The organism is Roseomonas acroporae, assembly GCF_023223525.1.
Classification (GTDB): Bacteria; Pseudomonadota; Alphaproteobacteria; order Acetobacterales; family Acetobacteraceae; genus Roseomonas_E; species Roseomonas_E acroporae.
Genome location: NZ_JALPRX010000001.1, coordinates 40,773 through 54,561, shown reverse-complemented (window position 1 = coordinate 54,561; position 13,789 = coordinate 40,773). Strand labels below are relative to the sequence as shown.

Below are 13,789 nucleotides of genomic sequence, written 5' to 3'. Positions count from 1 at the left end.
TGTCAGCCCTTCAGGGTCGAGATGTCCTCGACCTCGATCGTGCCGCGGTTGCGGAAGTAGACGACGAGGATGGCGAGGCCGATGGCCGCCTCGGCGGCGGCGACGGTGAGCACGAACATGGCGAAGACCTGGCCGGCGAGGTCCTGCAGCGCGGCCGAGAAGGCCACGAAGTTCAGGTTCACCGAGAGCAGGATCAGCTCCACCGACATCAGGATGACGATGATGTTCTTACGGTTGAGGAAGATGCCGAAGATGCCGAGCACCAGCAGGATGGCGCTGAGCGTCAGGTAGTGGCCGAGCCCGATCGCCATCTCAGTGATGCCCGCCCTGGCTGGTTGCGTGGTCGTCGTGCCCGTGACCGTCGTGCCCGTGGGCGCCATGCCCGTGGTCGTCGTGGCCGTGCGCCAGCGCCTTCCGCGGCGCCAGCTCCTCGGGCGTCGGCGGGCGGCGGATGCCGAGCTGCTTCAGCCCGGCGCCGGTGGGGACGGATTGCAGCAGCACCGTGTTGGTTCGCGCGATCTGCTGGCCGATGTCCTGGCGGCGAGAGCCGGGCGGCTTGTCGCGCAGCGTCAGCACGATGGCGCCGATCATCGCGACCAGCAGCACGAGGCCGGCCGCCTGGAACAGGAACACGTAGTCCGTGTAGATCAGCCGGCCCAGCGCCTGGGTGTTGGTCATGTTGCCCGGCATCGGCGCCATGCGCAGCCCGGGCGCGTCGCCCGCGAACTGCCAGGAGCCGACCGCCAGAACCAGCTCCAGGAACAGGATCGCGCCGACCACCGCGCCGATCGGGGCGTAGCGCTGGAAGCCCTCGCGGAGCTGGGCGAAGTCGATGTCCAGCATCATCACGACGAACAGGAACAGCACCGCGACCGCGCCCACGTAGACGATGACCAGGATCATCGCCAGGAATTCGGCCCCCGCGATCAGGAACAGCGCCGCCGCGTTGAAGAAGGCCAGGATCAGGAACAGAACGCTGTGCACGGGGTTGCGCGACGTGACCACCATGACCGCGGAGGCGATCAGGATGGCGGCGAAGACGTAGAAGGCGAGCGCCGCGATCATCGGGCGCGCTCCTGGCAGGGCCTAAGGCGCATCGGGGGGCTCATCGTGCGGGATCCGGGGCGTGTGGCCGATTTGGTTCAGCGATAGGGGGCGTCGAGCTCGAGCCGCTTGGCCAGCTCCGGCTCCCAGCGGTCGCCGTTCGAGAGAAGCTTCTCCTTGTGGTAGATCAGCTCCTCGCGGGTCTCGGTGGCGAACTCGAAATTCGGCCCCTCGACGATCGCATCGACCGGGCAGGCCTCCTCGCAGAGGCCGCAGTAGATGCACTTCACCATGTCGATGTCGTAGCGCGTGGTGCGGCGGGACCCGTCCTCGCGCGGCTCGGCCTCGATGGTGATGGCCTGCGCCGGGCAGACCGCCTCGCACAGCTTGCAGGCGATGCAGCGCTCCTCGCCGTTCGGGTAGCGGCGCAGCGCGTGCTCCCCCTTGAAGCGGGGCGAGATCGGCCCCTTCTCGAAGGGGTAGTTGATCGTCACCTTCGGCTTGAAGAAATAGCGCAGCGTCAGCGCCATGCCGGAGACGAGCTCGGCAAGCAGCAGGCTGCGCGCAGCGCGGTCGAGTGCGGCCATGGGTTACCTCGTTGCCGGGGCATAGCCCCGGGCGTCCGTCTCGGCAAGGCGGGGCGCGGCAAGCGGGCGGTTCGGGGCGTTCATGCGGGCAGCCAGCCCATCACCTTCAGAACCACCGCCGTCAGCAGCAGCCAGGCGAGGCTGAAGGGCAGGAACACCTTCCAGCCGAGGCGCATGAGCTGGTCGTAGCGGTAGCGCGGAAAGGTGGCGCGGACCCAGAGGAACACGAACAGGCAGAAGCAGATCTTCAGGATGAACCAGATGGGCCCGGGGATCCAGGTGAAGGGCTCCATGTTGAACGGCGCCAGCCAGCCACCGAGGAACAGGATGGTGGTGAGCGCGCTCATCAGCATCATGTTGGCGTATTCGCCGAGGAAGAACAGCGCGAAGGCCATGGCGCTGTATTCCACGAAGAAGCCCGCCACCAGCTCCGACTCGCCTTCCGGCAGGTCGAACGGCGCGCGGTTCGTCTCCGCCAGGATGGAGATGAAGAAGATGATGAACATCGGGAAGAGCGGCAGGCAGAACCAGACGTTCTGCTGCGCCCGCACCACCTCGGTCAGGTTCAGCGAGCCGACGCAGAGCAGGACGGTGACGATCACGAAGCCCATCGAGACCTCGTAGGACACCATCTGCGCCGCCGAGCGCAGCGCGCCGAGGAAGGCGTACTTCGAGTTGCTCGCCCAGCCCGCGATGATGATGCCGTAGACGCCGAGCGAGGAGATGGCGAACAGGTACAGCACGCCCACGTTGATGTCGGCGATCGCCCAGCCGTCGTTCACCGGGATCACCGCCCAGGCGAGCATCGCCAGGATGAAGGTGAGCATCGGCGCCATGATGAACAGGGCGCGGTTCGCCCCGGTCGGGATGATCGTCTCCTTCATCAGCATCTTCAGCGCGTCGGCGAAGGGCTGCAGGAGGCCGAAGGGGCCGACCACGTTGGGGCCGCGGCGGAGCTGCATCGCCGCCAGCACCTTGCGCTCGGCATAGGTGAGGTAGGCGACGCCGATCAGCACCGGCACCAGCAGGGCCAGGGTCTGGGCCAGCGTGATGATCAGCAGGCCGAGGGGCGTGGCGAAGAAGGCGGTCACGTGGCGCTACTCCGCGGCAAGCGACGGCGCGGCCGCCGGCAGGTAGGTGGCGGCGCATTCCGCCATGGTGGGCGAGGCGCGGCCGATCGTGCCGACCTGCCAGTAATTCGCCGGGGTCGGCGCGAAGGGCGTGTCGTCCAGGGCGCCACCGTTGCCGGGGGCGGCGGTGTCGGCCCAGCCGCGACGGGCGAGCGTGGCCACCGTGCCGAAGACCGGGTTCACCGCGGCGAGCCGCCGGCGCACGCCGGCCAGGTCGTCATAGGACAGTTTGTGGCCGAGCAGTTCGCTGGCGGCGCGGATGATGCGCCAGTCCTCGCGCGCCTCGCCCGGCGGATGCACGGCGAGTCGGCCGCGCTGCACGCGGCCCTCCGTGTTCACGTAGGTCGCGTCCTTCTCGAGGTAGGTCGCCCCCGGCAGGATCACGTCGGCGCGCGCCGCGGCGCGGTCGCCGTGATGGCCCTGGTAGATGACGAAGGTGCCGGCCGGGATGCGCGAGACGTCGAATTCGTCGGCGCCGAGCAGCCAGAGCACGTCCACGCCGCCATCCAGCATGTCGGCGAGATCCTTGCCGCCCCCCGGCCCGGCGCCCGGCACGAAGCCGAGATCGAGCGCGCCGACCTGGCCGCCGAAGCGGTGCAGCAGGTTGAAGCCGTTCCAGCCTTCCTCGAGCATGCCGCTCGATTCCGCGAGCCGCCAGGTGGCGCCGAGGATCGCGGCACCGTCCGGGCGCGCCAGGGCGCCGCGGCCGAGGATCAGCATCGGGCGCTCGGCCTTGCTCAGCACCTCGGCGAAGTCGCCGAGATTGCCGATGGCGCCGGGGCCGTCGCCGAGATGCGTGTAGCCGTAGGTTAGATCCGCCTTCTCCCCGATCACGCCGATCGGGAACTTGCCGAGCAGGCTGCGCTTGCGGATGCGCGCGTTCAGCACCGGCGCCTCCAGGCGCGGGTTGCTGCCGATGATCAGCAGCGCGTCCGCCTCCTCGATGCCGGCGATGGTGGTGTTGAAGGTGTAGAACTCGCGCCGCACCGGGTTGATCGCGGCGCCGTCCTGCCGGCAGTCGAGATTGGCGCTGCCGAGGGCGGTCATCAGGTCCTTCAGCGCCACCACGGACTCGGCGTCCACGAGGTCGCCGGCCACGGCGCCGATGCGCTCGCCCGACACGCCCTTCAGGCGGTCGGCGATCGCCTTGAAGGCATCGACCCATTCCGCCTGCTTCAGCGCGCCGTCACGCTTCACCCAGGGGCGGTCGAGCCGGCGGCGCTTCTGCGCGTCCACCGGCGCGAAGCGGGAGCGGTCGGCGAGCCACTCCTCGTTCACCGCCTCGTTGGTACGCGGCAGCACGCGCAGGATCTCCGGGCCGCGTGCATCGACCCGGATGCTGGCGCCGACCGCGTCCAGCACGTCCACGCTGTCGGTCTTGCGCAGCTCCCAGGGACGGGTGACGAAGGCGTAGGGGCGGCTGGTCAGCGCGCCGACCGGGCAGAGATCGATCAGGTTGCCGGAAAGCTCGGTGGTCAGCGCCTTCTCGACGTAGGTGCCGACCTCCATGTTCTCGCCGCGGTTGGTGGCGCCCAGCTCGGGCACGCCGGCGATCTCGGTGGCGAAGCGGATGCAGCGCGTGCACTGGATGCAGCGCGTCATCACCGTCTTCACCAGCGGGCCCCAGTGCTTCTCCTTGACCGCCCGCTTTTCTTCCATGTAGCGGCTGTGGTCGGCGCCGTAGGCCACCGCCTCGTCCTGCAGGTCGCACTCGCCGCCCTGGTCGCAGATCGGGCAGTCCAGCGGGTGGTTGATCAGCAGGAATTCCATCACCCCGCGGCGGCCGTTGCGCGCCATCGGGCTGTCGGTCTTGACCACCATGCCGTCGGCCACGGGGTAGGAGCAGGAGGAGACGGGCTTGGGGACCTTCTCCACCTCCACGAGGCACATGCGGCAATTGCCGGCCACCGAGAGGCGCTCGTGATAGCAGAAGCGGGGAATCTCCTTCCCCGCCGCCTCGCAGGCCTGGATGACCGAGGAGCCGTTCGGGACCTCGACCTCGATCCCGTCAACCGTGACCTTCGCCATGTCGTGCCTACTCCGCCGCCATCGGCAGCGTCTTCTCCGGGTCGCCGTGCCGCTGCTTGTACTGGGCGATTCGCTCTTCCATCAGCGGGCGGAAGTGGCGGATCAGCCCCTGCACCGGCCAGACGCCGCCATCGGCCAGCGCGCAGATGGTGTGGCCCTCGATGCGGCGGGTGATGCTCTCCAGCAGGTCGATCTCCTCGATCTCCGCCCTGCCCTCCACCATCCGGTCCATCATGCGCTTCTGCCAGCCCATGCCCTCGCGGCAGGGCGTGCACTGGCCGCAGCTCTCGTGCTTGTAGAATTGCGCGAGGCGGGCGATCGCCTTGATGACGTCGGTGGACTTGTCCATCACGATCACGCCCGCCGTGCCGAGGCCCGACTTGTGCTCGCGGAGCGCGTCGAAATCCATCAGCACGTCGTCGCAGACCGATTTCGGCAGCAGCGGCGTGGAGGAGCCGCCGGGGATGACGCAGAGCAGGTTGTCCCAGCCGCCGCGCACGCCGCCGGCATGGCGCTCGATGAGCTCCCGCATCGGGATGCTCATCTCCTCCTCCACGTTGCAGGGCTTGTTCACGTGGCCCTGGATGCAGAAGATCTTGGTGCCGGAATTCTTCGGCCGGCCGAAGCCCGCGAACCAGGCGCCGCCGCGGCGCAGGATGGTCGGCACCACGGCGATGGTCTCGACGTTGTTCACCGTGGTCGGGCAGCCGTACAGGCCCACCGCCGCCGGGAAGGGCGGCTTCAGGCGCGGCATGCCCTTCTTCCCCTCCAGGCTCTCGATCAGCGCCGTCTCCTCGCCGCAGATATAGGCGCCGGCGCCGCGGTGCACGTAGAGGTCGAAGTCCCAGCCCGAGCCGGCGGCGTTGGCGCCGAGCAGCCCGGCCTCGTAGGCCTCGTCGATCGCGGCCTGCAGCACGGCCGCCTCGTTGTAGTACTCGCCGCGCACGTAGATGTAGCAGGCATGCGCGTTCATGGCGAAGGAGGCGATCAGCGCGCCCTCGATCAGCGTGTGCGGATCGTGGCGGAGTATGTCGCGGTCCTTGCAGGTGCCGGGCTCGGACTCGTCGGAGTTGATGACGAGGTAGGAGGGGCGGCCGTCGCTGGTCTTGGGCATGAAGGACCACTTCATGCCGGTCGGGAAGCCGGCGCCGCCGCGGCCGCGCAGGCCGGACGCCTTCATCTCCTCGATGATCCAGTCGCGGCCCTTGCCGATGATGCCGGCCGTGCCGTCCCAGTTGCCGCGACGGCGCGCCGCCTGGAGGTTCCAGGGCTCGACGCCGTAGAGGTTGGTGAAGATGCGGTCCTTGTCGGAGAGCGCCACGGGCCTACTCCTCCGCCTTGCCGGCGGCCGGGGCGGCCGCCACGTCGTAATGCGGGATCTCGGTCAGCACCAGCGGCCCGCCCTCCGGCGCGCTGGTCTGGCGCCCGGTGGTCGAGCCCGGCGGCGGCCGCACGCCGCGGCGCAGCGATTCGATCAGCCGCACCGTGCGGTCGTAGTCGAGATCCTCGTAGTAGTCGTCGTCCACGGCGATCATCGGCGCGTTCACGCAGGCGCCCATGCATTCCACCTCGGACAGGGTGAACAGCTCGTCCTCGCTGGTGTCGCCGTAGCCCTTCAGCTTGCCGGCATCCTTGCAGGCGCGCAGCACCTCGTCCGAGCCGCGCAGCCAGCAGGGCGTCGTGCCGCAGACCTGCAGGTGGTAGCGACCGACCGGCTTCGTGTTGAACATGAAGTAGAAGGTCGCGACCTCGTAGACGCGGATCGGCGCCATGCCGAGGCGCTCGGCCACCGCGTCCATGCCCACGCGCGGCACCCAGGTGCTGCCCGTCTGCCGGCCCATCTGCTTCTGCACGACGTAGAGCAGCGGGATCACGGCGCTGGCCTGCTTGCCGGCCGGGTAGCGCTTCAGGATCGTCGCGATCTGCGCCTCGCTGGCCTCGTCGAAGCTGAAGCTCGCGGGCTCGGCATGCGCGCCATGGGCGTCGCCTGGGGCGCCATGCTCGCCGTGCGCGGCGGTTTCGCCGTTGCTCACCGGTCGATCTCTCCGAACACGATGTCGAGGCTGCCGATCACCGAGACCGCGTCGGCCAGCATGTGCCCCTTGGTCAGCACCTCCATGGCCTGGAGGTGCGCGTAGCCCGGCGCGCGGATCTTGCAGCGGTACGGGCGGTTGGTGCCGTCGGCGACGAGGTAGACGCCGAACTCGCCCTTCGGCGCCTCGGTCACCGTGTAGGTGGCGCCGGCGGGCACGTGGTAGCCCTCGGTGTAGAGCTTGAAGTGGTGGATCAGCGCCTCCATCGAGCGCTTCATCTCGGCGCGCTTCGGGGGCGTGATCTTGTTGTCCTGCAGCTTGATCGGGCCCGGCTTCATCTGCTCCAGGCACTGGTCGATGATGCGCAGGCTCTGCTCCATCTCCAGCACGCGCACCAGGTAGCGGTCGTAGCAGTCGCCGTGGCGGCCGACCGGCACGTCGAAATCCATGCGGTCGTACACGTCGTAGGGCTGCGACTTGCGCAGGTCCCAGGCGCAGCCGGAGGCACGCAGGTTCGGCCCGGAGAAGCCCCAGGCGAAGCACTGCTCGGCGCTCATGATCGCGATATCGACCGTGCGCTGCTTGAAGATGCGGTTGCCGTCCACGAGACGCTTCAGGTCGGCGAGGAAGAGCGGGAAGCTCTTCCGCCAGGTGGCGATGCGCTGCTCCAGCCCCGCCGGCAGGTCCTTCGCCACGCCGCCCGGGCGGAAGTAGTTGGCGTGGTAGTGCGAGCCGCTCACCGCCTCGTAGAATTCGAGCAGGTGCTCGCGCTGCTCGAAGCCCCAGAGCGGCGGCGTGGTCGCGCCGAGGTCGAGCACGTAGGTGGTGACGTTCAGCAGGTGGTTCAGGATCCGCGTGATCTCGGCGAACAGCACGCGGATGTACATCGCCCGCTCCGGTACCTGGATGCCGAGCAGCCGCTCGGTCGCCAGCGCGAAGCTGTGCTCCATGCACATCGGCGAGACGTAGTCGAGCCGGTCGAAGTAGGGCAGCGCCTGCAGGTAGGTCTTGTACTCGATCAGCTTCTCGGTGCCGCGGTGCAGCAGGCCGATATGCGGGTCGGCGCGCTCGACCGCCTCGCCCTTCATCTCCAGGATCAGCCGCAGCACGCCGTGCGCGGCCGGGTGCTGGGGGCCGAAATTGATGGTGTGGCTGTCCACCTCGACCATGCGCGTCGCCGGCGCCTCCAGCGCCTCGACGAATTCGGTCGCGGCGGTGGCGGCGTCGTCGGCGATCAGCTCGTGGCCGACCTTCACCTCGGGAACTGCGCTGCCGCTCATTTCTGGGGCTCCGGCTGCGTGCGGTGCGCCTTCTCGTCGCCGGGCAGGGTGGTCATCGCCTCCCAGGGCGAGAGGAAGTCGAAGCTGCGGAAGTCCTGCGTCAGCTGCACCGGCTCGTACACGACCTGCTTGCGCTCCTCGTCGTAGCGCACCTCGACATAGCCGGTGAGCGGGAAGTCCTTACGCAGCGGGTGCCCCTCGAAGCCGTAGTCGGTGAGGATGCGGCGCAGATCCGGCTGGCCGGAGAAGACCACGCCGTACATGTCCCAGGTCTCGCGCTCGTACCAGCTCGCGGCGGGCCAGATGCCGTGCACGCTCGGCACCGGCGTCGACTCGTCGGTGCTCGTCACCACGCGGATGCGGTGGTTGTGGGTCAGGCTGAGGAGATTGTAGACGACCTCGAAGCGCTCGGCGCGGTCCGGCCAGTCCACGCCGCAGATGTCCATGCACTGCTCGCAGGCGAAGGCCGGCGAGTCGCGCAGCACGGTCATCGCCTCGATCAGCCCCTCGCGGCGGACGGTGACGGTCAGCTCGCCCAGCGCCACCTCGTGCGACACGACGATGCCGCCCGGCACGGCGGCCGCGATCGACTCGCCGAGCGCCTTGAGGTCGGTCGGCACGATGGCGGCCAAGGGCGCCGCCGCCTGCGCCGCGACGGGAAGGGATTCGGTGCTCGGCTCAGCCACGGAGGATCGTCCCCGTGCGGCGGATCTTCTTCTGCAACTGCATGATCCCGTAGACCAGCGCCTCGGCGCTCGGCGGGCAGCCCGGCACGTACACGTCCACCGGCACGATGCGGTCGCAGCCGCGCACCACGCTGTAGGAGTAGTGGTAGTAGCCGCCGCCATTGGCGCAGGAGCCCATGGAGATGACCCAGCGCGGCTCCGACATCTGGTCGTAGACCTTGCGCAGGGCGGGCGCCATCTTGTTGGTCAGCGTGCCGGCCACGATCATCACGTCCGACTGGCGCGGCGAGCCGCGCGGGATGATGCCCATGCGGTCGAGGTCGTAGCGCGCCATGTAGGCGTGGATCATCGGCACGGCGCAGCAGGCCAGGCCGAAGGTCATCGGCCACAGGCTGCCGGTGCGGGCCCAGTTCACCACCTTGTCCAGGTTGGCGATCACGAAGCCCTTGTCCTCGATCTCGCCGGTGATCCCCTTGATCACCGCGTCCTGCGCCGGCCCCGGCGGCAGGTTCTCGCGGTTCCAGGCGATGACATCGGTCGTCCCGCTCATCGGCTCATACCTCCGCGTGCGCTCAGGCACGACGTCCAGATAGCCCCGTCGCCGCACCGCCCCCGGATCGTGCCGGGGCGGCGTTCGACGCGGCTCACTCCCAGTCCAGCGCGCCCTTGCGCCACTCGTAGACGAAGCCAACCGTCAGCACGCCGAGGAAGGCGAACATCGACAGGAAGCCGAACCACCCGATCCCGGAGAGGCTGACCGCCCACGGGAACAGATAGGCAACTTCCAGATCGAAGATAATGAAAAGAATCGCCACCAGATAGAAGCGGACGTCGAAACGACGGCGCGTGTCGTCGAAGGGCTCGAAGCCGCATTCGTAGGTGGAGAGCTTCTCCGCGTAGGGCTTCTGCCTGGCGGCGAGCATGCTGCCGCCGACCATGGCGCAGGCGATCACCACGGCGATCGCCAGGAAGACCAGGATCGGGAAGTAGTCCGCGAGCAGCGGCTGGATCATGGCATGCGCATCCGTGTTGGCGCAGCCCCCTCGGCCGCGCGACGGCACACCGGGGTGTCTCCCCAGCGCGCCGCGGACCGAACACTACTCCCGCGCCGCACAAAGCGCCAAGGGCCTATCCTGACAGGGGCGGGCGGAAGCGGTGCCGGGGCCCGTCGCCTGGTCGCGCCCGCGACGCCGCCACGCGGCGATGCCGTGCTTCGAGGGAAGCGCAAGACTGCGGCGCAACGGATGCAAGCATCGCGACGGCCGCCCGCTCACGGACGAACCGGACCGGCGATTGCCGCCGAAACGCGAAACGGCGCCCCGAGGCCGGGACGCCGTTTCCGCATTCTTCCGCGTCGCATGGCGCGAGTGACGGGGCTCGAACCCGCGACCTCCGGCGTGACAGGCCGGCGCTCTAACCAACTGAGCTACACCCGCTTGCGACAGGGCGCCGGATGTATCGCCGGCCCGCGATGGTGTCAAGCGGCCCGTTTCCGCCGCTCGTCCCGATCTTCCGCGCCGTCGCCGCGCGGGCGTCGGACGGAAGGACGAATGGGCACTGACGGGATCGAACCGCCGACATCCTCGGTGTAAGCGAGGCGCTCTACCGCTGAGCTAAGTGCCCCTCCCGCCGGGCCCGGTCCGGCAACGCCGCGCCGTGCTCCGCCGGACGCATGCTAGGACGAATCCGCATCCCGGGAAAACCGTGGCGCCGAGAGGCAACGCCGCAGCGGTCGCGCATGCACGTCCGGAACGCGAGGATGGCGGCGCCTGCCTCCGACCCGCCCGCGAGGTCATCCCGCCCGGGTCGCCAAGGCCGGGTCGCCACCGCCGGGCATCGGCGTCAGTTCACCGCGTCGCGCAGGCTCTTGCCGGGCTTGAAGCGGACCGAGTTCGAGGCGGGAATCGCGATCTGCGCGCCGGTACGCGGATTGCGTCCGACGCCGGCCTTGCGTGACGACCGGGTGAAGGTACCGAAGCCAGCCAGACGCACCTCCTGCCGGTCCTTCAGCGCCGTCTCGATCGCCTCGAAGATTGCATCGACGATCTCGGCCGCCTTGACGCGCGGCAAGGTACCCGCCTCGGCGACCGTGGCGATCAGATCCTGCTTGTTCACACGCCGCTTCCTTTAACCGTGCTGGGGGGAGGCGGAGCGCGTTGGGGAACCACGCTCCTGCTGGTCGCGAAACTGTATGGGCCGCGATTCAGGAGCGTCAATCGAGCCCCCGGCGCTGTGGCAATTCGGCGGGCACATGATGCAATGAAACAACGCCGGCGCATGGCAGGGCATGTCGGCAGGTATCGGCCCCGCGATTCGCCAGGAAAAAAGGGTCGGCACCATGGTGCCGACCCTTTTCCGGATCAGGGACATTCTCAGGCCGGGCGGAAGTGCCCGGCAGTTCGGAAGACGCGTCGCATCAACCGCCGGAGCCGTTCCGTCCCGACCGTCTCGGGCTGGAGCGACTCCGGGGCCGCGTGCGCAGGGTCAGTGCGGCAGACCAGGCAGGGCGGCAGGCGCATCCGCGGTCCGCGCGGGCTGCGGCTCGGCCGGCTCCTCCCAGGTGATCGCCTCGGGGCGCCGCACCAGGGCCTGCGCGATCACCTCGTCGACGTGGTTGACGGCGATGATCGTCAGCGCCTTCTTCACGCTTTCCGGGATGTCGGCGAGGTCCTTCTCGTTCTCCTTCGGGATGAAGACGGTGGTGACGCCCGCCCGCAGCGCCGCCAGCAGCTTCTCCTTCAGGCCGCCGATCGGCAGCACCCGGCCGCGCAGCGTGATCTCGCCGGTCATGGCCACGTCCTTGCGGACGGGAATGCCGGTCAGGATCGACACCATGGTGGTCGCCATGGCGACGCCGGCGCTCGGCCCGTCCTTCGGCGTGGCACCCTCGGGCACGTGCACGTGGATGTCGCGCTTCTCGAACAGGGTCGGCTTGATGCCGAACTGGACCGAGCGGGAACGGACGTAGCTGAGCGCCGCGGAGACGCTCTCCTGCATCACGTCGCCGAGCTTGCCGGTGTGCTTCACCGCGCCCTTGCCGGGCAGCAGCACGGATTCGATGGTCAGGATCTCGCCGCCCACCTCGGTCCAGGCGAGGCCGGTGACCACGCCCACCATGTCCTCGGCCTCCGCCTCGCCGTAGCGGAACTTGCGGATGCCGGCGAACTTGTCGAGGTTCTTGCGGTTGATCGCGACCTTCTTGACCTTCTTCGCGACGATCTCGCGCACCGCCTTGCGGGCGATGCCGCCGATCTCGCGCTCCAGGCTCCGCACGCCCGCCTCGCGCGTGTAGTAGCGCACGAGATCGCGGATCGCATCCTCGGTGACCGACCACTCCTCCGGCTTCAGCCCGTTCGCCTCGGTCACCTTGGGCATCAGGTGGCGCTTGGCGATCTCGACCTTCTCATCCTCGGTGTAGCCGGGGATGCGGATGATCTCCATGCGGTCGAGCAGCGGCCCGGGCATGCGCAGGCTGTTCGCGGTGGTGACGAACATCACGTCCGACAGGTCGTAGTCGACCTCGAGGTAGTGGTCGGCGAAGGTCGCGTTCTGCTCGGGGTCGAGCACCTCCAGCAGGGCCGAGGACGGGTCGCCGCGCCAGTCGGCGCCGAGCTTGTCGATCTCGTCGAGCAGGAAGAGCGGGTTCGAGGTCTTCGCCTTCTTCATGCCCTGGATCACCTTGCCGGGCATGGAGCCGATATAGGTCCGGCGATGGCCGCGCACCTCCGCCTCGTCCCGCACGCCGCCGAGCGACATGCGCACGAAGTTGCGGCCCGTGGCCTTGGCGATCGACTTGCCGAGCGAGGTCTTGCCGACGCCGGGCGGGCCGACCAGGCACAGGATGGGGCCGCGGATCTTCGGCGAGCGCGACTGCACCGCCAGGTACTCGATGATCCGCTCCTTGACCTTCTCCAGCCCGTAGTGGTCGGCGTCGAGCACCTTCTCCGCCTCGACGATGTCGTTGCGGACCTTGCTCTTCTTCTTCCAGGGGATGGAGAGCATCCAGTCGAGGTAGTTGCGCACCACCGTCGCCTCGGCGCTCATCGGGCTCATGGTGCGCAGCTTCTTCAGCTCCGCCAGGGCCTTCTCGCGCGCGTCCTTGGAGAGCTTGGTGGCCTTGATCTTGGCCTCGAGCTCGGCGGCCTCGTCCTTGCCGTCCTCGCCCTCGCCCAGCTCCTTCTGGATCGCCTTGAGCTGTTCGTTCAGGTAGTACTCGCGCTGCGTCTTCTCCATCTGCCGCTTGACGCGGTTGCGGATGCGCTTCTCCACCTGCAGGACGCCGATCTCGCTCTCCATGTGCGCGAAGACGCGCTCCAGGCGGGCGGTGACGCCGACCGTCTCCAGCAGCTCCTGCTTCTCGACGATCTTGAGCGAGAGGTGGCTCGCCACCGTGTCGGCGAGCTTGGCCGGGTCGTCGATCTGGTTGATCGAGACCAGCACCTCGGGCGCGATCTTCTTGTTGAGCTTGATGTACTGCTCGAACTGGCTGACCACCGTGCGGGAGAGCGCCTCGGTCTCGCGCTTCTCGACCGCGGGCTCCTCGAAGGGGGTGGCATAGACCTCGAAGTGGCTCTCGGTCTCCTTGAAGCCCTCGATCCGCGCGCGGCGGCCGCCCTCGACCAGCACCTTCACGGTGCCGTCGGGCAGCTTCAGCAATTGCAGCACGGTGGAGACCGTGCCGACCTCGTACAGGTCTTCGGCCGAGGGGTCGTCCTGGGCCGCGTTCTTCTGGGCGACGAGGAGGATCTGCTTGTCCTCCCGCATCACCGCTTCCAGGGCACGCACGCTCTTCTCGCGACCGACGAAGAGGGGAACGATCATGTGCGGAAAGACGACGATGTCCCGCAATGGCAGGACGGGCAGCAATTCCGCGGGGACTGTTTCGGGCTTATCCGCCATTGGGACCTCGCTAAGGACAGTCGGCACCCAGCGCGCCCGGGGATCGGCACGCGCCACGGCACCATGGCACGTGTCTTAGATGGTGGACCCCCGGGGGTCACA

At 68.6% G+C, this 13,789-nt stretch carries 13 protein-coding genes and 2 tRNA genes; all 15 read right to left on the bottom strand.

Annotated features, from left to right (window positions below; genetic code table 11):
- Positions 1 to 2: 2 nt before the first annotated feature.
- Complete coding sequence (gene nuoK / locus M0638_RS00280; RefSeq protein ID WP_248664934.1) at positions 3 to 311, bottom strand: NADH-quinone oxidoreductase subunit NuoK; 309 nt, start codon at positions 309 to 311, stop codon at positions 3 to 5.
- A gap of 1 nt (position 312) precedes the next feature.
- Complete coding sequence (locus M0638_RS00275; protein WP_248664933.1) at positions 313 to 1,065, bottom strand: NADH-quinone oxidoreductase subunit J; 753 nt, start codon at positions 1,063 to 1,065, stop codon at positions 313 to 315.
- Between the two features lie 77 nt (positions 1,066 to 1,142).
- Positions 1,143 to 1,631 (bottom strand): NADH-quinone oxidoreductase subunit NuoI, encoded by a 489-nt coding sequence (gene nuoI / locus M0638_RS00270; protein WP_248664932.1) that lies wholly within the window; start codon positions 1,629 to 1,631, stop codon positions 1,143 to 1,145.
- Positions 1,632 to 1,711: 80 nt separating this feature from the next.
- A complete protein-coding gene (gene nuoH, locus M0638_RS00265; protein WP_248664931.1) occupies positions 1,712 to 2,722 on the bottom strand; it encodes an NADH-quinone oxidoreductase subunit NuoH in 1,011 nt (336 codons plus the stop codon).
- 6 nt (positions 2,723 to 2,728) lie between these two features.
- Positions 2,729 to 4,789, bottom strand: coding sequence for an NADH-quinone oxidoreductase subunit NuoG (nuoG, locus tag M0638_RS00260; RefSeq protein ID WP_248664930.1), 2,061 nt, complete (start codon positions 4,787 to 4,789; stop codon positions 2,729 to 2,731).
- Between the two features lie 7 nt (positions 4,790 to 4,796).
- A complete protein-coding gene (gene nuoF / locus M0638_RS00255; protein ID WP_248664929.1) occupies positions 4,797 to 6,110 on the bottom strand; it encodes an NADH-quinone oxidoreductase subunit NuoF in 1,314 nt (437 codons plus the stop codon).
- Between the two features lie 4 nt (positions 6,111 to 6,114).
- Entirely contained in the window at positions 6,115 to 6,711 is a 597-nt protein-coding gene (locus M0638_RS00250; RefSeq protein ID WP_248664994.1) for a complex I 24 kDa subunit family protein, read from the bottom strand.
- Positions 6,712 to 6,818: 107 nt separating this feature from the next.
- Positions 6,819 to 7,991: an NADH-quinone oxidoreductase subunit D gene (locus M0638_RS00245; protein WP_248664993.1), complete on the bottom strand. Its 1,173-nt coding sequence runs from the start codon at positions 7,989 to 7,991 to the stop codon at positions 6,819 to 6,821.
- A 107-nt stretch (positions 7,992 to 8,098) separates the two neighbouring features.
- Positions 8,099 to 8,788 carry an NADH-quinone oxidoreductase subunit C gene (locus M0638_RS00240; protein WP_408902659.1) on the bottom strand — a complete coding sequence of 230 codons (690 nt, stop codon included), beginning with the start codon at positions 8,786 to 8,788 and terminating at the stop codon, positions 8,099 to 8,101.
- Entirely contained in the window at positions 8,781 to 9,338 is a 558-nt protein-coding gene (locus M0638_RS00235; protein ID WP_248664928.1) for a NuoB/complex I 20 kDa subunit family protein, read from the bottom strand. The genes M0638_RS00240 and M0638_RS00235 overlap by 8 nt, the downstream gene beginning before the upstream one ends.
- A gap of 94 nt (positions 9,339 to 9,432) precedes the next feature.
- On the bottom strand, positions 9,433 to 9,801 hold the full coding sequence (locus M0638_RS00230; protein ID WP_282571748.1) for an NADH-quinone oxidoreductase subunit A: 369 nt from the start codon (positions 9,799 to 9,801) through the stop codon (positions 9,433 to 9,435).
- A 346-nt stretch (positions 9,802 to 10,147) separates the two neighbouring features.
- Positions 10,148 to 10,224: transfer RNA gene (locus tag M0638_RS00225), tRNA-Asp, on the bottom strand.
- Positions 10,225 to 10,339: 115 nt separating this feature from the next.
- A tRNA-Val gene (locus M0638_RS00220) sits at positions 10,340 to 10,411 on the bottom strand.
- A 219-nt stretch (positions 10,412 to 10,630) separates the two neighbouring features.
- Positions 10,631 to 10,903, bottom strand: a complete 273-nt coding sequence (locus M0638_RS00215) for an HU family DNA-binding protein (RefSeq protein ID WP_248664927.1) — start codon at positions 10,901 to 10,903, stop codon at positions 10,631 to 10,633.
- A gap of 369 nt (positions 10,904 to 11,272) precedes the next feature.
- Positions 11,273 to 13,687: an endopeptidase La gene (lon, locus tag M0638_RS00210; RefSeq protein ID WP_248664926.1), complete on the bottom strand. Its 2,415-nt coding sequence runs from the start codon at positions 13,685 to 13,687 to the stop codon at positions 11,273 to 11,275.
- Between the last annotated feature and the right edge of the window lie 102 nt (positions 13,688 to 13,789).

Coding starts and splice junctions, on each gene's coding strand:
- nuoK (WP_248664934.1), bottom strand. CDS start 311: ATGGCGATCGGGCTCGGCCACTACCTGACGCTCAGCGCCATCCTGCTG.
- M0638_RS00275 (WP_248664933.1), bottom strand. CDS start 1,065: ATGATCGCGGCGCTCGCCTTCTACGTCTTCGCCGCCATCCTGATCGCC.
- nuoI (WP_248664932.1), bottom strand. CDS start 1,631: ATGGCCGCACTCGACCGCGCTGCGCGCAGCCTGCTGCTTGCCGAGCTC.
- nuoG (WP_248664930.1), bottom strand. CDS start 4,789: ATGGCGAAGGTCACGGTTGACGGGATCGAGGTCGAGGTCCCGAACGGC.
- M0638_RS00245 (WP_248664993.1), bottom strand. CDS start 7,991: ATGGTCGAGGTGGACAGCCACACCATCAATTTCGGCCCCCAGCACCCG.
- M0638_RS00235 (WP_248664928.1), bottom strand. CDS start 9,338: ATGAGCGGGACGACCGATGTCATCGCCTGGAACCGCGAGAACCTGCCG.
- M0638_RS00230 (WP_282571748.1), bottom strand. CDS start 9,801: ATGATCCAGCCGCTGCTCGCGGACTACTTCCCGATCCTGGTCTTCCTG.
- lon (WP_248664926.1), bottom strand. CDS start 13,687: ATGGCGGATAAGCCCGAAACAGTCCCCGCGGAATTGCTGCCCGTCCTG.